The organism is Dictyoglomus thermophilum H-6-12, from assembly GCF_000020965.1.
Classification (GTDB): Bacteria; Dictyoglomota; Dictyoglomia; order Dictyoglomales; family Dictyoglomaceae; genus Dictyoglomus; species Dictyoglomus thermophilum.
The window spans coordinates 668826-687357 of the sequence record NC_011297.1; the positions used below are offsets into that span (position 1 = coordinate 668826).

Sequence of the window (18532 nt, forward strand, 5' to 3'; positions counted from 1 at the left end):
TATGAGAAGAGGTAAGTTATTTCCAATCTTGTTTTTGAGTTTGATTTTTACTTTTAGTGTCATATCTTCTACTCAAACCTTAAATGTTGGTGTATTGGATTATTCTAAGGTTTTCATGGAGTATAAAGAAACAAAAACTGTTCAGAATGAGATAAAGAAAAGGCAGGAAGCGATAGAAAAGTTGATCGAGAATTACAAGAAAAAGGGTATGAGTGAGAAGGAGATTAACGAATATAGGGTAAAAGAGGAGAAAAAGTTGGGTGATTTTGTGGAGGAAGCAAGGCAAAGGATAAGGACTAAAATTTATAAAGAGGTCGAAAAAGTAGCTAAGTCCAAAAAATTGTCGGTAGTTTTAGAGAGGAAAGTAAGAATTTGGGGTGGAATTGATATTACGACAGAAGTTTTGAATAATTTGAATAAGTGAAGGTGAATCTATATGCTTCTTAGCGAGATTGCAAAGATTATTGGGGGAGAATTAACTGGTGAGGATATGGAGATAGAAAAAGTAGCAGAGTGGGAGTCTGCTACAGAGAGGGATCTTGTCTTTGTTTTTAAAAGTAAAGATGTGGCAGAAATCGAAGATAAAACAAGGGCAAGGTCTCTCGTGATTCCTTCTGATGGGAAAGCAAAAAAGACCCATATAAAAGTTGAGGATCCAAAACTTGCCATGGCAAAAATTCTAAAGTTTTTTGATTTTAGAGTTTATCCATCAGGTATTCATAATACTGCTGTTTTGGGAAATAATGTGGAACTTGGGGAAAATACAGGTATAGGAGCCTATGTGGTTATAGGGAATAATGTAAAGATAGGGGCAGGAACCAAAATTTTTCCAGGGGTAGTAATAGGAAATAACGTAGAGATTGGGGAAAATTGTATTATTTATCCTCGTAATACTATTTATGATCATGTAATAATTGGGAATAATGTGATAATCCATTCGGGTTGTAGCATTGGCGTCGATGGTTTTGGATATGTTTGGGATGGAAAGGAACATTTTAAAATTACTCATATAGGGAAAGTAATTATTGAAGATAATGTGGAAATTGGTGGAAATACAGTAATCGAAAGAGCGACTTTAGGAGAGACTCGAATAGGAAAGGGCACTAAAATAGGATCATTGATAATGATAGGACATAATGTTAAGATCGGTGAAAATTGCGTTATAGTAAGCCAAAGTGGTATAGCAGGAAGTAGCATTCTTGGAAATGGTGTAATAATGGCAGGACAAAGCGGTGTTTCTGACCATGTAAAGGTGGGAAATAATGTAGTAATTTTAGCAAAGAGTGGTGTAACGAAGGATGTGCCTGATAATACAGTAGTCTCAGGTTTTCCTGCAAGGCCTCATAGCGAAGAGATGAAAGTTCAGGCAATTTTAAGGAAACTTCCTGAACTTTGGGAAGAAATAAGAAAGTTGAGGGAAAAAATTGGGCAAACAGGCAACAATAAGTAATTCTTTTACTGCTGAAGGAAAGGGTTTACATATAGGAGGTTTTTCTAAGTTAACTTTTGAACCTGCTCCTATTGATACAGGGATAGTCTTTATAAAAGAAGGGATAAAGGTTCCTGCTCTTTATAATTATGTTTTTGATACTAAAAGACGAGTTGTATTAGGTAATAAGGATAAGCTTATCTCTACTGTAGAACACTTGCTTTCAGCTATATACGCTTTAGGTATATCAAACTTATTTATATATGTGGAAGGTGACGAAATACCAATTTTGGATGGAAGTTCTGTTAAGTGGTGTGAATTGTTGTATAATGCTGGAATTAAAATTCAAGATGCTGAAAGAAGATCATTTTCTTTGATGGATAGTGTTTTGATAAGGGATGGTAATGGGTTATTGCTTCTTTTTCCATCGGAAAGATTGGAGATTTTATGTGCCATATCTTTCCCTAAATCCTTTATTAAATGGCAAAGGTTTTATTTAGATTCTTTAGATAAGTATTTTAATGAGATTGCTCCTGCAAGAACCTTTGGATTTTATTACGAAGTAGAAGATTTGATTAAGAGAGGATTAATATCAGGGGCAGACCTTGAAAATGCCTTGTTAGTTGGAGAAGAGGGATATGTTAATTTACCAAGGTTTTTTGATGAGCCTGTAAGACACAAAATCTTGGATATAATTGGTGACTTCTCTTTGTTGGGAATGGATTTAAAAATGAGGGTTATTTCCATAGGTTCAGGCCATTCTTTACATATAAAAGCTCTTGAGATTATAAGTAATAAATTTATTGAAGGGGGAAGGGAGTTTGAAAGAAGTTAACATATTAAATATCTTGCCTCATAGATTTCCCTTTCTTTTTGTGGATAAGGTTATTGATTATAAAGAAGGAGAAAATCTTAGAGCTGTTAAAAATGTTTCTTACAATGATTATTTCTTTATGGGCCATTTTCCTCAAAGACCTGTTATGCCTGGAGTCTTAATTGTTGAAGCTTTAGCACAAGCTTGTGGGCTTTTACTTTATCTTAGTTATGGTGAAGGAAAAGATCCTAATAGTTTTATGGCCTATCTTGCCGGTATTAATAATTTTAAGTTTAGAAGAAATGTATTACCTGGAGATATTTTAATTCTCGAAGTCAAAATTAAACAAACTCTAAGAAATATTTATAAATTAGATGCAAGGGCTTTTGTGGATGATAAGTTAGTGGCTGAGGGTGAGATTACAATAGCTTTAGGGGGCTAACAATGAATTCGATAATTAGCGACAAAGCGGAGATAGGAGAAAAAGTTGAAATAGGTCCCTTTTGTGTCATAGAGGAAGGAGTTAAAATAGGCAAAAATACAAGGATCGAGTCTTTTGTTCATATTAAAAAAGGGACCATTATAGGAGAAAATTGTCATATACATTCAGGATGTGTTTTAGGAGATATTCCTCAGGATTTGAGCTTTAAAAATGAAGAGAGCTTTTTAATCATTGGTAATAATGTAACCATACGAGAAAATTGTGTATTTCATAGGGCTACGGGAGAAGGTAATGTTACAGTAATTGGAGATAACTGTTATTTGATGGCATATGTTCATGTGGCTCATAATGTTAAAATAGGTAATAATGTGATAATAGCAAATGGTACTCAACTTGCGGGTTATGTGGAGGTAGAAGATAGGGCTTTTATAAGTGGACTTGTAACTGTTCATCAGTTTGTGAGAATTGGAAGTTATGCCATGGTAGGTGCTTCTACAAAGCTTGTTAAGGATGTTCTTCCTTACTCTCTATGTGATGGAAATCCTGCAAAGGTATATGGTATAAACGTTGTGGGATTGAGAAGAAATAATTTTTCTACTGAAAAAATAAGGACAATAAGGTTGCTATTTCATTTGATATATGATAAAAATCTTTCTTTTGAAAAAAGGCTGGAGCTTCTAAAAAATAGGGAAGAAGAAGAGGCAAAAATTCTGTATCAGTTTATTATAAGATCAAAACGTGGAATAACCGATGCATCTTGGAGGAGTGAAGAATGAAAATATTTCTATCGGCATTAGAGGTTTCGGCTGATATTCATGGTGCAAAATTAATAAATGCATTAAAAAACAAAGCTAAAAATATATATTTCTATGGACTTGGTGGAGAGAGGATGAAAGAAGAAGGGATGGAAGTATTATACGACGTAACTCAATATAGTACTGTTGGTTTTGTAGAACCTATTCCTTATATTCCAAAACTTTTATTAGTTCAAGAAAGGGTTAAAAGGATAATTAAGGAGACGAAACCTGATTTAATAATTTTTATAGATGCTCAGGGATTTAATTTGCCCCTTGCGAAATATGCTAAAAAATTAGGTTTGAAAACAATCTATTATTTTGCTCCTCAATATTGGCTTTGGGGAGATAAGAAAAAGGTAAAAGAGGTCTTAGATAGTCTCTCTTATGTTATTGCTACTTTTCCTCAAGAATATGAATTATATAGAAGCTTTGGAGACAATGTAGTATATTATGGTCATCCTCTGGTAGATTATCTACTGCCCTATAAAGATCTTGAACGGGAAAAAAATATCATAGGACTTTTCCCAGGCAGTAGAATTCAAGAGATTAAAAATTTGACTCCTATTTTTTTAGAGATAGCTGATAGATTGAAAGTAAATGGATACAGATTTGTAATGCCTATTGCCTCTGAAAAATTCTCTAATTTAGTTTTTGAGTATGTAAGGGGCAAAGATCATATAGAATTAGTTTCTGGAAAAGAGAGTCAGAAATATTTAAAGATTTCATCTTTGAGTCTTGTGGCTTCTGGTACTGTAACCTTAGAGGCAGCTATTTTAAAAACTCCTGCTATGGTTTTTTATAAAATCTCTCCTGTAACTTATCATATTGCTAAAAGACTTGTTCACTATACCTTTATAGCACTGCCCAATATTATTCTTAACCAGATGATTTACCCGGAATTTATTCAGAAGATTGATATAGAAGAAGTAATGACTAATATAGGAAGAATTTTAAAGGACGATATTTATAGAAAAAATTTAGAAGATAAATTAAAAGAGTTAGAGACTAAGTTAGGACAACCTGGAGTTTTGGACAGAATTTCAAACTTTATTTTAGAAATAATATGAAAAAAGTTTATTTCTTAGTAAATGGCCCTGGAGAAATCTCTGGTTGGTTATACCCTTTGGTTAAATGGATTAAAGAGTTTAATCCAGCATGGTCTCAAGATTTAGTCTTTAATTCTATAGTTGTTCCTTGTCAGTTTGCGTCAGGCAGAGAAGAGGAGGTATTAAAATCTTGGAATTTTTTTGGCGAAGTTATTCCTTCTAATAAGTATTGGAGTTTATTTAGAGATGGTAGAAAATATGAAAATTCAGTTTTCTTCCATATAGGAGGAGACTTATATTTTAACTTAGCCCTTTCTAAGAGGAAAAAAGGTATACCTGTAGCTTATGTGGAGAAATATTTTTGGGGAGAGAGATTTTATAGAAAAGTTTACACCTTGAACGATAAATTAAATATTCCAAATTCTATTTTCGTGGGAGATTTAAGATTTGATTTTTTACCTTCAAATGCTTTCTCCGATAGTAATAATATTGCTCTATTTCCAGGGAGTAGAAATTATGCCTTGAAATTTTTTATTCCATTTTATTTGGCTCTTGTTAAAGAAATAGTAAAGGATTTTCCAGATTTTAATTTCACTTTCTTTCTGTCACCTTTTATTGATGGAAAAGTTGTAGATGATATTTTGAGAAGAGTAAATTCTATGGTAAAAGATCTTCCTATAAAATTTGAGATCCTTGATGATATGAAGAAACTGAACGGATATTTAATGGCAATAACCTTACCTGGAACCAATACTATGCAACTTGCATATATGAAAATACCTATGATTGTTATTCTTCCTCTTCATAGACCTGAATTCATTCCTATAGAGGGAATTGCGAATTTATTTAAAGGTAGGCTAAGGGAGGGACTGATCAATCTTTATTTAAAGAAAAATCCTTATCTTGCTTTGCCTAATAAAATATCTCCAGGTATTATCCCTGAGATTGTGGGAAATTTTCATTTTAGAGATGTACTTAAGTATATAAAGGAGATTTTGTATAATAGGGAGAGGTTAATTAAGATTCATGAAAAATTAAAGGAGAATTTTAATAAGGATTATTTGAGCTCTGAGATTATATGGAAAGACTTATACAATGAAGTACTTAGCAAGATTATTTAAATTAATAAAACCTTATTGGGGATATTTTATATTAGGTCTTTTTTGTATTCTAGTTGGTAATGGGGCTCAATTGTATGCTCCTAAATTTTTAGGAGAACTTTTAGATCAGCTTTCTAATGTTAAAGATCTTGCTGTCCTTAATAGACTTTCGCTAATAATTATACTTCTTCTTTTCTTAAGAAGTTTATTTTTATATGGACAAATTTATATTTTCTCTTTTATAGGTCATAGAGTTGTTGCAGATCTTAGGGAAAAGCTTTTCTCCAAAATTCAATACTTATCTCTTGATTATTTAAATCGATGGAATAGTGGAGATCTCATTGCAAGAACTTTACAAGATACTCAGCTAATTCAGACATCTTTCCTCTCAGGTATCGCAGATCTTTTTTATGCTATTGTACTCCTCTTGGGAGTATTAATAATTGTAGTACTTACTGATTGGCAGCTTGCTCTTGCTACTTTTCTTGTTATTCCTCTTTTTGTCTTTTCTATATCAGGAATAGGGAAGGAAATTCAGAAATGGTCTTTGGCTGTCCAGAGAAAGATTGCAGATCTTACAAGAATAATTCAAGAAAGCATTAAAGGAGCAAGAGTAGTTAGAGTATTTTCTCAAGAAGAGACGGAGATTAAAAGGTTTAAGGAAGAGAATGAGAAGAATTTTTTTAGAAACCTAAAGATAGCAAGGCTTACTGCCATTCAAATTCCTCTCTCTAGCTTTTTAAGTGCTTTAGCACTTGTTTTTATTCTATGGCTTGGAACGAGAAAAATTGCCAAGGGAGAGATGACTCTTGGAACTTTTGTGGCTTTTTTAACTTATGTAGGTATGGCTATTGATCCTACACAGACTATTTTGAGAGTTTTAGCGGGATTAAGACAGGCATATGCTGCTTTAGAACGAATCTTTGAGGTTTTGGAGATGGGCAAAGAAGTATTAGAGGTAAAAAATCCTATTGTTCTTCCACCTATAAAGGGTTTTGTAGAATTTGATAATGTTTCCTTTACTTATGACGGGATTAATTGGGTGTTAAAAGATATAAATCTTAAAGTTAGAGCTGGAGAAAAAATTGCCATTGTAGGAAGTAGCGGAGCAGGGAAAACTTCTTTAGTAAATCTGATACCACGTTTTATTGATCCAACTAAAGGGGTAGTAAGGATAGATGGATATGATATTAGAAAAGTTAGTCTTAAATCTTTAAGATCACAAATTGGTTTTGTACCCCAAGAGACAATTATTTTTCATGGTACAGTGAGGGATAATATAAGTTATGGAAATCCGTATGTTTCCTTTGAGGAAATTGTAGAGGCTGCAAAGATGGCAAGAGCTCATGATTTTATAATGAAATTACCTCAAGGATACGATACTATAATTGGTGAAGGAGGAATTAATTTATCGGGAGGACAAGCTCAGAGAATAGCTATTGCAAGAACTATTCTTTTAAAACCTCGATTAATTATTCTTGATGAGGCTACATCTGCTCTTGATTCAGAGTCTGAGGCTTTTGTTCAAGAGGCTCTTGAGGAGCTGATGAGAGGGAAAACTGCTTTTATTGTTGCTCATAGGCTTTCAACTATTAAAAGAGCTGACAGAATTGTGGTACTTGAGAATGGAGAAATAGTAGAAGAAGGTACCCATGAAGAGCTCTTGAAATTGGGAGGAGTTTATCTGAGAATAATAAAATGGCAATTAGAGGAGAGTAAGGACAAAAATGAATAAGGTAAAAGTAGGAGTTATAGGTGTAGGTTATTTAGGACAACATCATGTGAGAATCTTTAGTGAGATTCCCCAAGTAGAACTTTTGGGGGTATGTGATATAAATCTTAAAAGGGCTAAAGAAATTGCTTCTATATATAATATACCCTTTGTGACTGACGATTATAGAGATCTCATTGATAAGGTAGAGGCTGTAAGTATTGTTACTCCAACAATTTCTCATTTTCAGATAGCGAAAGATTTTCTTGAGAAGGGCATTCATACCTTTATTGAAAAGCCTGTTACGTATAACTTAAGGGAAGCAGAGATATTGTTAGATATCGCGAGTGGAAAAGATTTAGTTTTACAGGTAGGACATATTGAAAGATTTAATCCTGCAGTACAGGAATTAAAAAAGTATATAAAGAATCCTTTTTATATTGAGGCAAGGAGAATGGGACCTTTTGATGGTAGGTCTACCGATGTTGGGGTTGTTATGGATCTTATGATACATGATTTAGACATTCTTTTTTATATTCTTGGAAAGAATAGAAAAATTATTGATATAAATGGAGTAGGTTATTCTATTTATACTCCTCATGAAGATTTTGCAACAGTGAATATCCTTTTTGAAGGGGATATATTTGTAAATCTTATAGCAAGTAAAGTTTCACCTAAGAAGTTAAGAAAACTCGATATTCATGAAAAGAGTGGAGATCAAATAATTGTAGATTATATTGAACAGAGTATATCTATAGTTCATGGAGGAGCTCAGCATATTGAGTCTAGTTTAGAGTCACCGGTTTTAGAAAGAGAAGAACCATTGAGATTGGAACTTGAACATTTTGTAAAATGTATTTTGGAGGGGAAAGATCCTGAGGTTACTCTTGAAGATGGTAAGTTAGCATTAGCGCTTGCTACAGAAATATTGAAGGAGTTGAAGGTTTTTGATTTTAAGAGGTAGATTCTTTGTTATTGTTTTTTCCCTTTTTGTCTTAATTAGTTTAGCGGGTGGACAGGATTTTAATCTTTTAATAAAAGAATACGAGGCTAAATATAATAAGGATTCAAGGGATCCCGATACTGTTTTTAATCTGCTTGTGTTGTATGGTGCTATAGGAAATTTAGAAAAATTATATGAATATTACAATATCCTAAATAAGATCGATCCTAATTACTTAAAGGAAAATATAAGGTCTAACCTTAAAAATAATTCTGAGGATATTTTTAATCTTTACAAAATTGCCTTTTCTTATTATTTCTTGGGAGAGGTGGATAAGGCAATTTATTATTTTAACAAGCTAAGTTTATTGAGGCCTAAGGATGATTGGATAATGAGTTATCTTGCATATTTACATTACTTAAAGGGCAACTATAATGAAGTCGAAGCTCTTGTGAATAAGGGCCTTGAGATAAATAGAGACAATGAAGCACTTCATGCTTTGAGGTGTGCATTATATTTAAAAAAGGGTAATTATCTTTTAGCCTTGAAAGAATATTTTATTACTATGAATATTGTTCAAAAAAAGGGATACAAGAACATATGGGAGATACTCAGAGGTTTGAGATAAAAATTGACATGAAATTAAAAATTTTTTAACATTAAAGCATATGAGTTTGGAAACTGTTGGCATTTATAAATATTACGGCAAAAGATGTGTGGTTAGAAATGTATCCCTTACTGTAGATCCTGGGTATGTAGTTGGCCTTCTAGGTCCTAACGGGGCTGGTAAGACTACTACTTTCTATACTATCATGGGAGAGGTTTATGCTGATGGTGGAAAAGTAATTCTCGATGGTGAAGATATTACTTATCTTTCTATGCCTCAAAGGGCAAGAAAAGGCATAGGCTATCTTGCTCAGGATCCTACAATTTTTAGGAAGCTCACTGTGGAAGAGAATATTAAATTAGTTTTAGAACTTACCAATTTAACGCCTAAAGAGCAAAAGAAAAAACTTGAGGAATTAATTGATGAATTTCAACTCCATAAAGTTAGGAAAAATTTAGGTTATACCTTGTCGGGTGGGGAAAGAAGAAGGGTAGAGATAGCAAGGGTTTTAGCTTTATCGCCTAGGTATATACTTCTTGATGAACCCTTTGCAGGGGTAGATCCTATCACAGTACAGAATCTTCAAGAGACTATTTATTATTTAAAAGATAAAGGACTTGGGATTCTTATAACAGATCATAATGTACGAGACACATTAGCTATAACAGATTATGCTTATATTATCTTTTCGGGAGAGGTTCTGATCTCAGGAACTCCTGGGGAAATAATTAGTAGTGATATTGCAAAAAGATTCTTTCTTGGGGAGAGGTTTAATCTTTGATGTCTGGAATAATACTAATAGTTATATTGCTTGTTGCTAGCGGATTAATAGCATATGCAGGTGACTATGTGGGAAGGAAGGCAGGAAAAAAGAAACTTTCTATTTTTAACCTTCGTCCTAAGTATACCTCAAGGATTATTAGCGTTTTTACTGGGATTCTTATCATGATTTTTTCTCTTATTGTTTTATCTATATTTTCTGAAAATGTTAGGATAGCTCTTTTTGGCATGGAAAAGTTAAAAAGAGAAATAACTGATCTTCAGGTTAACATAAAAAATAAAGAAAAAGAACTTTCAGAGATTATACAGAAATATGAAGAGGTGAGGATAGAAAGAGAGAAAGCGATAAAGGAGTTGGAGAGTTATAAGAAGAAGCTTGATGAGTTAGAGAAAGATAGAGCTAAAATGCTTACAGAAATTAAGAATTTATCTAGGGAGAGAGAATTACTTTTAAGAGAAAATGAGAAATTGCAAAGATCTATATATGATATTTCTCAAAAGATCTCTTTTTTAAATAAGGAGAGGGAAAAATTGTTAGAGGAAAAGAAAGAGCTTATTGATGAGATACAGTTTTTGAACTCTACAATAACGAGTATGAGAACTGAAGGCATAGTTTTTAGGAGAGGAGAATTGATACTCAATTATATTTCAAAGGGAAGTTTAAACAAGGAACAGGCAGAAAAAGAAGCTAAGGCACTTCTTTCATTGATAGAAAATATAGCTAAAGAAAGGGGAGCTGGAAGTGAGGAAAAGGGATTTATATGGATTCCCGAAGCGGAATGGAAAAAACTATTAGATGCTTTTACAAGTCCTGGAGAGAAATTAATAAGAGTCTTTTCTCTTGCAAATATTTTTGAGGGAGAACCTGCTCTTTTAAACTTTGAGATATATCCATATAGGCTTGTATTCAAGAAGGGAGAGATATTGGTTTTAAAAGTGATTGATGGTGGGGAAGATATGAATAGTATCGAAGCGAAGCTTCTTGAAGTGCTTTCTGAAGTTAACAGAATAGCACAGCAAAAGGGTGTACTTCCAGATCCTCTCACTAATACTGTTGGAGAAATTTCTTTTGAAGAATTTTATAATATAGTTTATAAAATAAAAGAAAAAAACAAAAAGGTTATTCTAAAAGTTATAGTTGATGAAGATACCTATAACAGTGGTCCTTTAAAAATAAGATTTGAATTGTAGGAGGTAGAAAGTCTATGGAGAAAAAGTTTGTGGAAGAGTTAACCTCTCAAAAAGAAGATTTTTCTAAATGGTATACAGAAGTGGTTTTAAAAGCAGATTTAGTGGATTATTCTCCAGTTAAGGGATGTATGGTGATAAAACCTTACGGTTATGCTATTTGGGAAAATATGCAGAGAATTCTTGATGAGAAGATAAAAGCAACAGGCCATGTAAATGCCTATTTTCCCCTTTTTATACCTAAGAGCTTTCTAGAAAAGGAGGCAGAGCATGTAGAAGGTTTTTCTCCTCAGGTTGCTTGGGTAACTAAAGGAGGGGATGAAGAGCTATTTGAACCTCTTGCTGTAAGACCTACCTCAGAGGCAATTATATGTAGTATGTATTCAAAATGGATACAGTCTTGGAGAGATTTGCCAGTCTTAATAAATCAGTGGGCAAATGTGGTAAGATGGGAAAAAGAGACAAGGCCCTTTTTAAGAACTACAGAGTTCTTATGGCAAGAAGGGCATACTGCTCATAGAACCTTTGAAGAGGCAGAAGAAGAAGCATTGAGAATGTTGAATGTTTACAAGGATTTTGTTGAAAATGATCTTGCTATTCCTGTGATAGCTGGAAGAAAAACTGAGAACGAAAAATTCGCAGGTGCACTTCACACTTATTCCATTGAGGTACTTCTTGCAGACGGTAGAGCCCTTCAAGCTGGAACTTCTCATAACTTAGGTCAGCATTTTGCGAAAGCCTTCGATATAATGTTCCAGGATGTGGATGGAGAGAGAAAATATGTGTGGCAAACTAGCTGGGGAGTTTCTACAAGATTGATAGGAGCTTTAATAATGACCCATGGAGACGATTATGGACTTGTACTTCCCCCAAGAGTTGCTCCTTATCAGATAGTCATCATACCTATATGGAAAAGTGAAACGGATAAGACAAAAGTTTATAATTATGTGGACGAGATTTATGAGGTCTTAAGAAAATACTTCAGAGTTAAAGTAGATAAAGACGAGGAACATACTCCAGGATGGAAGTTCAATGAATGGGAATTGAAAGGTGTTCCTGTTAGAGTGGAAATAGGCCCTAAAGAGGTAGAGAAGCAAGAGTTATATGTGGCAAGAAGAGATTTGAGAATAAAAATGTCAATTAAGAGAGAAAATATGGTCCAGGATTTAGAAAATCTTCTGAGAGATATTCAGAAGACTCTCTTTGAAAAGGCGTTGAGATTTAGAGAAGAAAATACGTATGAAATTGATAATTTTGAAGAATTTAAGAGGATTATGGATACAAAAAGGGGATTTGTAAAGGCAAGTTGGTGTGGAGATGGGGAATGTGAGTTAAAGATAAAAGAATTAACAGGAGCAACCATAAGAAATATACCTCTTGATTGGAAGGAAGAAGAAGGAAAATGTATTTTATGTGGAAAGGAGACAAAAATAAAAGCTCTTTTTGCAAAAGCCTACTGATATGGTTAAAGTTTTGATTGAAAGAATAGACAAAGATTTACCTCTCCCTAATTATGCTACCTCTGGGTCAGCAGCATTGGATCTATATTCTCGTATTGACTTTGAACTTCCTCCCTTTAAAGAGATTGGAGGGGGGCTTGTAATTCCTACTGGTATAAAAATTGCTTTGCCTGAGGGATATTTAGCTTTTGTTTTACCAAGAAGTGGGCTTGCTGCAAAGGAGGGAATATCGATTCTTAATACTCCAGGGCTTATTGATAGTGATTACAGAGGAGAAATTTTCGTAAATTTAATCAATTTTTCTAATAAGACATTTTATGGAAAAAGAGGTATGCGTATTGCTCAACTTTTGGTTCTTCAATATGCTCACGTGATGTGGGAAGAAGTATCTCAGCTTCCCCAAACTGAGAGAGGTGAAGGGGGGCTGGGAAGTACAGGATTATAATCTTCTTTAAAATTTTTGATAATATAATTCTTAGGAAGTAAAAAAAAATATAAAAAGTAAGGGGGTTTTGAAAGAAAAATGAAATATGAAACTGAAAATTTAAGAAATGTAGGACTTTTTGGACATGGGGGTGCTGGAAAGACAAGTTTAGCGGAGGCGATTCTCTATACTGCAAAAGTAATTGATAGGATGGGAAGAGTAGAGAATGGAAACACGGTATCGGATTTTGAGCCTGAAGAGATAAAAAGAGGTATTTCTCTAAGCTTATCTATTTTGCCTTTAGAGTGGAAGGGCAAAAAGATAAACTTGATAGATACTCCAGGATACGCAGATTTTATAGGAGAAATTATAAGTGCATTAAGGGCTGTGGATAGTATGCTTATTGTAATAGATGCAATTTCAGGAATACAGGTTCAAACTGAGAAGGTTTGGAGTATGGGTGAAGGAGAAAAACTTCCTGTTGCTTTTGTAGTTAATAAACTTGACAGGGAAAACTCGGACTTTTTTGAGGTAGTTAAATCTATTCAGGAAAGATTTGGAAGTAAAGCTATTCCTATTTATATTCCCATAGGTAAAGAAGGTAATTTTAACGGTGTTATTGATTTGTTAGAAGGCAAGGCTTATATATATAAAGATGAAAAAGGAGATGCTGAAGTTTCAGATATTCCCTCTGATTTAAAATCTGATTATGAAAAGCACAGACAACAGCTTATTGAGACCATAATAGAGTTTGATGAAGAACTTTTACAAAAGTACTTAGAAGGAGAAGAAATATCTGGAGATTTAATCCTTAAGACTCTAAAGGAGGCTTTTAAAAATAGAGAGATCTTCCCTATTTTCCCTGTATCCTCTTTTAAAAATATTGGAGTTTCAAAACTTCTTGATGCTGTAGTTTCCTTCTTCCCAAGCCCTAAAGAACGTCCTGCTCTTCCTATAGAAGATACAAAAACAGGAGAAACAAAGACCATATCTATTGGTGAGAAAAATGGGCTTTTAGCTTTTGTATTTAAGACTTCCGCTGATCCCTTTGTGGGTAAGATAAGTTATGTGAGGGTTATTTCTGGGGTTCTAAGACCAGATTCTAACTTATTCAATGTAAATAAAAGTGTACAAGAGAAGATAGGAGGACTTTTCTTCCAAAGAGGAAAAAATCAAGAGCCTGCTACCGAGATAAATGCAGGCGATATTGGGGTTATTACTAAATTAAAGGAAACGTCTACAAACGAAACTTTGGGAGATAAAGATAATTCAGTAAAAGTTATTCCTGCTGAATTTCCTGAGCCAGTGTTTGCAGTAGCTGTAGTTCCTAAGTCTAGAGCAGACGAGGATAGAATGAGTACTGCTATTGCTAGAATTCTTGATGAAGATCCTACTTTGAGAGTTCAGAGAAATATTGAGACCAATGAAACCTTAATCTATGGCTTAGGAGATTCGCATCTTGAGGTAGTAGTTGAAAGAATGCAGAGAAAGTTTGGTGTTAATGTAACTCTTGGTACCCCTCAAGTGGCGTATAGGGAAACCATAAGAGCTACAGCAAAGGCAGAAGGAAAGGTTAAGAAACAAACAGGTGGAAGAGGCCAATATGGACATGTATGGCTCGAACTTGAACCTCTTCCAAGGGGTGCAGGATTTGAATTTGTAGATAAGATTGTAGGCGGAGTAGTACCAAAGAATTATATACCAGCGGTAGAAAAAGGTGTAAGAGAAACGATGGAAAAAGGTATTCTTGCTGGATATCCTATTGTAGATGTTAGGGTGACGTTGTTTGATGGATCTTATCATGAGGTGGACTCCTCAGATATGGCGTTTAAGATTGCAGCTTCTAAAGCTTTCAAAAAAGGTTTCTTAGAAGCCAAACCTGTTCTTCTTGAACCAATAATGATGGTAGAGATAACAGCTCCCGATGAATATACTGGAGATATAATTAGTGATTTAAACGGTAGAAGAGGAAAAGTAACCTCTATAGAGGCGTTAGGCAAATTGCAAGTGATAAAGGCTCTTGTTCCTCTTGCAGAAATGTTAAGATATTCTTCCGTATTAAAGTCTATAACTCAAGGAAGAGGATCATATTCTATGAAGTTTTCCCATTATGAAGAAGTTCCTGCAAAAATCCAAGAGGAAATAATTGCTAAAGCTAAACCTAGAGCTGAAGAAGAAGAGGAATGATAGAGAAGATCCAGGTTGGAGATATTTTAGAACTTCCTAAGAAGCATCCTTGTGGTGGAAGCAGATGGATAGTGCTTTTTTCAGGGGTTGACATAAAACTTAAATGCGAAAAATGTGGAAGAATAGTAATGCTTCCTAGAATGGAGGTTAGGAGAAAAGCTAAAAAGGTGGGAGAAGTAAGTTTGGAGGAACTTTCGAAGTATGAATGATTGGAAAAGGATTGTGGTAAAAGTAGGTACTTCAAGTATTACTGATGAGAGGGGAAATCCTTCTGGAGAAAAGATTTTGTCATTAGTTAGGGAATGTGTAAAACTTATGAGAGCTAATAAGGAGGTAGTGCTTGTATCGTCAGGTGCTATTGCCTCTGGCAGAGAAATAATGCAGAAGCTCTCTAAAAGGAAAGATCTTCCTGCAAAACAAGCTCTTTCGGCCGTTGGACAAGTAAGGTTGATGCAGTATTATTCTCAGCTTTTTTCTATATTTAAACAGCCTATTGCTCAAATACTTCTTACTGCAGAAGATCTCAGAGATAGGAAAAGGTATATAAATATCTCTCAAACCTTCGAGACATTAATAGAAGAAAAAGTTGTACCAATTGTTAATGAGAACGATACAGTAGCTGTGGAAGAAATAAAAATAGGTGATAACGATACTCTTTCGGCAAAGGTGGCTTGTGCTATTAATGCAGATCTTCTTGTAATCTTATCCGATGTGGAAGGATTGTATTCGGAAGATCCTAATTTATCACCTAATGCTGTATTAATAAGAGATATCTATGAAATTGATGAAAAAATAGAGAAGATAGCTGGTCCAGGAAAAGGTACTGGTGGAATGTATACTAAAGTACAAGCTGCTAAGATAGTAACAGAGGCGGGTATTCCTATGATTCTTGCAAAAGCAGATTTAGAAAATGTTCTTGAGAGAATAGTTCTAAAAAAAGAAAAAGTTGGAACGATGTTTTATCCAGTAGAGAGGCATCTAAATAGAAGGAAGCATTGGATGCTTTTTATGGCAAAACCTCAGGGAAAAGTATATATAGATGATGGGGCAAAAGATGCTCTATTGAAAAAGGGTAAAAGCTTGCTTCCTGTTGGAGTTAAAAAGATAGAAGGAGAATTTGTAAGAGGAGATACGGTAAGTATTTTAGATCTTACTGGAGAAGAAATTGGACGTGGGATAACGAATTATGATAGTTCTGAATTGGAAAGGATAAAGGGTAAAAATACTGAGGAAATAAAAAATATTTTAGGTGAGGATTTTTACGAGGAAGTAATTCATAGAAATAACTTGGTATTAATAAACCGAGGGGACTCTTAAGAGTCCCCTTTTCTTTACCATATTTTGGTGGAGGCGATGGGATTTGAACCCACGACCTCTTGCATGCGAAGCAAGCGCTCTCCCACTGAGCTACGCCCCCATTTAATTATTTCTGTTAGATGTCTATTTAGTTTATAAGTGATAAAAGCCTTTTTGTCAAATGTTTTTAAAAGAAATAAAATTGTATAATGTACCGTCTTAATAAAAAGAATCTTTCCTAGAAAGGATGTGAGAGAGAAAATGGATGATATTTTTGTTTTAGAAAATGTGGTAAAGATATATAAAATGGATGGTGTAGAGACAGTAGCGCTGAATGGGGTTTCTTTAAGGGTAAAAAGAGGAGAATTCATAGCAATAATGGGGCCGTCTGGTTCGGGTAAATCTACCATGATGCATCTTATGGGTTGTCTTGATAGACCTACGTCAGGCAAGATTTATTTTGAGGGAAAAGATGTATCTCAACTTTCTGATGATGAACTTGCAGAGATAAGGAATAAGAAAATAGGCTTTGTCTTTCAGAGCTTCTATCTTCTTCCTCGTTATGATGCCATTCAAAACGTAGAACTCCCTCTTATATATAGAGGGGTTCCTCCTAAGGAGAGAAAAGAGAAGGCAAAATTAATGCTTGAGAGAATGGGGCTTGGAGATAGATTACATCACAGGCCGACTCAGCTTTCAGGGGGACAGCAACAAAGGGTTGCTATTGCAAGAGCTTTGATTGTAGATCCTGTAGTTCTTCTTGCTGATGAGCCTACAGGAAATTTAGATTCAAAGTCCAGTCATGAAATAATGGAGCTTATCAGTAAACTTCATAAAGAGGAGAATTTAACTATTATACTTGTTACTCACGAGATTGATATTGCAAGTTATGCTGAAAAGATTGTTAGAATGCAAGATGGCAAGATAGTAGATATTGAGGATAAGAAGAGGGAGAAAAGCCATGTTTAGGAAACTTATGTTTTCTCTTTTTATAATTTTTTTGTTACTTACAACTTTTGTCTTTGCCGAGGATTATTTAACTCTCGAGGATCTGAAGCCTTTGCTGACTAATTCTCCTCTCTATAAGATCTATCAAGCACAATATAATAGTAGCTTACAAGAATATTATCTTGCTTATTCTAGTTTAAAACCACAACTTTCTTTACAGATATCCTATAATCAAGGGGAAACAAGTGTAACCTTAAATAATGTTACTTCTACAAGCGAATCAAAATCGGGAAATTTATCCTTAAATTTTTCTCAAATTCTTTTTACAAAAGGACAGGCGGGTATAAATGTAAAACTGGCTGAGTTAAATTTAGAACAAGCAAAGAACGATTTCAAGAATAATGTTCAAAATTTATACTATCAATTTTTGCAAAACTTTTATAACCTATATCTTGCCCAGGAACAGCTAAAAATATATGAGGAGAGTTACAAACTTGCTAAGAGGCAAGAAGAAGTAGCAGAGAAACAATTCAAAGATGGTCTAATAAATGAGATTAGTTTTATGGATTATAAGCAAAAAGCAAAACTTGCAGAGATAAATTATAATTCTGCAAAGAATAATTTAGAATTAAGTTATAAATCTCTTGAAAATCTTTTAGGCAAAACCCTTCCACGAAAACCTGTAAAACTTGGTGTAAAATATGAGCCTGTTACCTATTCCTACGATGAGTTAATATCAAGGTTATATTCCAATAATTTGACCATTAAAAATTCCAAGCTTGATATTGAGAAAGCCAAGATAAATCTTGAAAAATCTAATATTCCTCCTTGGAATATCTCTGTCAGTGGAAGTTTTACTTCAGGGAATACTACTTATGCTTTATCTTTTGATACTCAGAATTATGTCCTTAATACTTCAATAAATCCAAGTTGGAGTACCTCGCAAAAAAATAGTAGTGAAAACATATGGAACTTTAGAATTTCTTTCAGTACACCTATATTAGATGGTGGTAGTAAAAATATTAGTAAAAATCAGGCTCAACTTTCTTTAGAGAGCTCTCAAATAAATTATGATAAGACTAAAAAAGACGTAGAGCTTAGTTTTTTGAAAACTTACTATAATCTTTTAATAGCTCAAGAGAGCATAAAACAGAAAGAGCTTGTTCTGGAACAAAAGAAAGCTAATTTAGAGGCTCAAAAAATAAGATATAATCTTGGTTTGATCACGGATCTTGATCTTAAAAATTATGAAATTGATTATATGCAGGCAAATTACGATCTTGAAAGTTCAATCTTGAATTTTAATCTCCAGAAAGTTCAACTGTTTATTCTTTTAGGAGATTTGGAGGTGAACTAATCT

Annotated in this window: 19 protein-coding genes and 1 tRNA gene; 19 read left to right on the forward strand and 1 reads right to left on the reverse strand. The window is 33.9% G+C overall.

Going from position 1 to position 18532, the window contains the following annotated elements; translation table 11 throughout:
• Position 1: 1 nt before the first annotated feature.
• The 17 genes from DICTH_RS03150 (at position 2) to proB (ending at position 16245) form a co-directional block, all read left to right on the forward strand.
• Positions 2 to 424: an OmpH family outer membrane protein gene (locus tag DICTH_RS03150; RefSeq protein WP_012547117.1), complete on the forward strand. Its 423-nt coding sequence runs from the start codon at positions 2 to 4 to the stop codon at positions 422 to 424.
• 12 nt (positions 425 to 436) lie between these two features.
• Positions 437 to 1450: a UDP-3-O-(3-hydroxymyristoyl)glucosamine N-acyltransferase gene (lpxD, locus tag DICTH_RS03155; RefSeq protein WP_012548482.1), complete on the forward strand. Its 1014-nt coding sequence runs from the start codon at positions 437 to 439 to the stop codon at positions 1448 to 1450.
• Positions 1425 to 2264 (forward strand): UDP-3-O-acyl-N-acetylglucosamine deacetylase, encoded by an 840-nt coding sequence (gene lpxC / locus DICTH_RS03160; protein WP_012548698.1) that lies wholly within the window; start codon positions 1425 to 1427, stop codon positions 2262 to 2264. The genes lpxD and lpxC overlap by 26 nt, the downstream gene beginning before the upstream one ends.
• Positions 2251 to 2685 (forward strand): 3-hydroxyacyl-ACP dehydratase FabZ, encoded by a 435-nt coding sequence (gene fabZ, locus DICTH_RS03165; RefSeq protein WP_012547411.1) that lies wholly within the window; start codon positions 2251 to 2253, stop codon positions 2683 to 2685. The genes lpxC and fabZ overlap by 14 nt, the downstream gene beginning before the upstream one ends.
• Before the next feature lie 2 nt (positions 2686 to 2687).
• On the forward strand, positions 2688 to 3461 hold the full coding sequence (gene lpxA / locus DICTH_RS03170) for an acyl-ACP--UDP-N-acetylglucosamine O-acyltransferase (protein ID WP_012548453.1): 774 nt from the start codon (positions 2688 to 2690) through the stop codon (positions 3459 to 3461).
• The gene (gene lpxB, locus DICTH_RS03175) at positions 3458 to 4549 is read left to right on the forward strand and encodes a lipid-A-disaccharide synthase (protein WP_012547359.1); all 1092 of its coding nucleotides are present in this window, start codon (positions 3458 to 3460) and stop codon (positions 4547 to 4549) included. The genes lpxA and lpxB overlap by 4 nt, the downstream gene beginning before the upstream one ends.
• The gene (locus DICTH_RS03180; RefSeq protein ID WP_012548451.1) at positions 4546 to 5649 is read left to right on the forward strand and encodes a glycosyltransferase family protein; all 1104 of its coding nucleotides are present in this window, start codon (positions 4546 to 4548) and stop codon (positions 5647 to 5649) included. The genes lpxB and DICTH_RS03180 overlap by 4 nt, the downstream gene beginning before the upstream one ends.
• Positions 5624 to 7363, forward strand: a complete 1740-nt coding sequence (locus DICTH_RS03185; protein ID WP_012547132.1) for an ABC transporter ATP-binding protein — start codon at positions 5624 to 5626, stop codon at positions 7361 to 7363. Before DICTH_RS03180 ends, DICTH_RS03185 begins: the two co-directional genes overlap by 26 nt.
• Positions 7356 to 8303 carry a Gfo/Idh/MocA family protein gene (locus DICTH_RS03190; protein WP_012548220.1) on the forward strand — a complete coding sequence of 316 codons (948 nt, stop codon included), beginning with the start codon at positions 7356 to 7358 and terminating at the stop codon, positions 8301 to 8303. Before DICTH_RS03185 ends, DICTH_RS03190 begins: the two co-directional genes overlap by 8 nt.
• Positions 8287 to 8910: a tetratricopeptide repeat protein gene (locus DICTH_RS03195; protein WP_012548782.1), complete on the forward strand. Its 624-nt coding sequence runs from the start codon at positions 8287 to 8289 to the stop codon at positions 8908 to 8910. Before DICTH_RS03190 ends, DICTH_RS03195 begins: the two co-directional genes overlap by 17 nt.
• A gap of 40 nt (positions 8911 to 8950) precedes the next feature.
• Positions 8951 to 9670, forward strand: a complete 720-nt coding sequence (gene lptB, locus DICTH_RS03200) for an LPS export ABC transporter ATP-binding protein (RefSeq protein WP_012547954.1) — start codon at positions 8951 to 8953, stop codon at positions 9668 to 9670.
• Entirely contained in the window at positions 9670 to 10860 is a 1191-nt protein-coding gene (locus DICTH_RS03205) for a DUF3084 domain-containing protein (protein ID WP_041723197.1), read from the forward strand. The genes lptB and DICTH_RS03205 overlap by 1 nt, the downstream gene beginning before the upstream one ends.
• 14 nt (positions 10861 to 10874) lie before the next feature.
• Positions 10875 to 12317, forward strand: a complete 1443-nt coding sequence (gene proS, locus DICTH_RS03210; RefSeq protein WP_012548773.1) for a proline--tRNA ligase — start codon at positions 10875 to 10877, stop codon at positions 12315 to 12317.
• 1 nt (position 12318) lies between these two features.
• Entirely contained in the window at positions 12319 to 12762 is a 444-nt protein-coding gene (dut, locus tag DICTH_RS03215) for a dUTP diphosphatase (protein ID WP_012548762.1), read from the forward strand.
• Between the two features lie 78 nt (positions 12763 to 12840).
• The gene (fusA, locus tag DICTH_RS03220) at positions 12841 to 14928 is read left to right on the forward strand and encodes an elongation factor G (protein ID WP_012547529.1); all 2088 of its coding nucleotides are present in this window, start codon (positions 12841 to 12843) and stop codon (positions 14926 to 14928) included.
• Positions 14925 to 15137 carry a DUF951 domain-containing protein gene (locus DICTH_RS03225; protein WP_012548359.1) on the forward strand — a complete coding sequence of 71 codons (213 nt, stop codon included), beginning with the start codon at positions 14925 to 14927 and terminating at the stop codon, positions 15135 to 15137. Before fusA ends, DICTH_RS03225 begins: the two co-directional genes overlap by 4 nt.
• Positions 15130 to 16245 (forward strand): glutamate 5-kinase, encoded by a 1116-nt coding sequence (gene proB / locus DICTH_RS03230; RefSeq protein ID WP_012548246.1) that lies wholly within the window; start codon positions 15130 to 15132, stop codon positions 16243 to 16245. The genes DICTH_RS03225 and proB overlap by 8 nt, the downstream gene beginning before the upstream one ends.
• 25 nt (positions 16246 to 16270) lie before the next feature.
• On the opposite strand, the gene DICTH_RS03235 is transcribed toward proB, so the two are convergent.
• Positions 16271 to 16345: transfer RNA gene (locus tag DICTH_RS03235), tRNA-Ala, on the reverse strand.
• Positions 16346 to 16485: 140 nt separating this feature from the next.
• On the opposite strand from DICTH_RS03235, the gene DICTH_RS03240 reads away from it, so the two are divergent.
• Both DICTH_RS03240 and DICTH_RS03245 read left to right on the forward strand, forming a co-directional pair.
• Entirely contained in the window at positions 16486 to 17193 is a 708-nt protein-coding gene (locus tag DICTH_RS03240) for an ABC transporter ATP-binding protein (RefSeq protein WP_012548228.1), read from the forward strand.
• Positions 17186 to 18529, forward strand: coding sequence for a TolC family protein (locus tag DICTH_RS03245; protein WP_012547218.1), 1344 nt, complete (start codon positions 17186 to 17188; stop codon positions 18527 to 18529). Before DICTH_RS03240 ends, DICTH_RS03245 begins: the two co-directional genes overlap by 8 nt.
• Positions 18530 to 18532 lie beyond the last annotated feature (3 nt).

Coding starts and splice junctions, on each gene's coding strand:
- lpxA (WP_012548453.1), top strand. CDS start 2,688: ATGAATTCGATAATTAGCGACAAAGCGGAGATAGGAGAAAAAGTTGAA.
- DICTH_RS03185 (WP_012547132.1), top strand. CDS start 5,624: ATGAAGTACTTAGCAAGATTATTTAAATTAATAAAACCTTATTGGGGA.
- lpxB (WP_012547359.1), top strand. CDS start 3,458: ATGAAAATATTTCTATCGGCATTAGAGGTTTCGGCTGATATTCATGGT.
- DICTH_RS03240 (WP_012548228.1), top strand. CDS start 16,486: ATGGATGATATTTTTGTTTTAGAAAATGTGGTAAAGATATATAAAATG.
- dut (WP_012548762.1), top strand. CDS start 12,319: ATGGTTAAAGTTTTGATTGAAAGAATAGACAAAGATTTACCTCTCCCT.
- DICTH_RS03205 (WP_041723197.1), top strand. CDS start 9,670: ATGTCTGGAATAATACTAATAGTTATATTGCTTGTTGCTAGCGGATTA.
- DICTH_RS03225 (WP_012548359.1), top strand. CDS start 14,925: ATGATAGAGAAGATCCAGGTTGGAGATATTTTAGAACTTCCTAAGAAG.
- lptB (WP_012547954.1), top strand. CDS start 8,951: ATGAGTTTGGAAACTGTTGGCATTTATAAATATTACGGCAAAAGATGT.
- DICTH_RS03245 (WP_012547218.1), top strand. CDS start 17,186: ATGTTTAGGAAACTTATGTTTTCTCTTTTTATAATTTTTTTGTTACTT.
- DICTH_RS03180 (WP_012548451.1), top strand. CDS start 4,546: ATGAAAAAAGTTTATTTCTTAGTAAATGGCCCTGGAGAAATCTCTGGT.
- proS (WP_012548773.1), top strand. CDS start 10,875: ATGGAGAAAAAGTTTGTGGAAGAGTTAACCTCTCAAAAAGAAGATTTT.
- DICTH_RS03150 (WP_012547117.1), top strand. CDS start 2: ATGAGAAGAGGTAAGTTATTTCCAATCTTGTTTTTGAGTTTGATTTTT.
- fusA (WP_012547529.1), top strand. CDS start 12,841: ATGAAATATGAAACTGAAAATTTAAGAAATGTAGGACTTTTTGGACAT.
- proB (WP_012548246.1), top strand. CDS start 15,130: ATGAATGATTGGAAAAGGATTGTGGTAAAAGTAGGTACTTCAAGTATT.
- lpxD (WP_012548482.1), top strand. CDS start 437: ATGCTTCTTAGCGAGATTGCAAAGATTATTGGGGGAGAATTAACTGGT.
- DICTH_RS03190 (WP_012548220.1), top strand. CDS start 7,356: ATGAATAAGGTAAAAGTAGGAGTTATAGGTGTAGGTTATTTAGGACAA.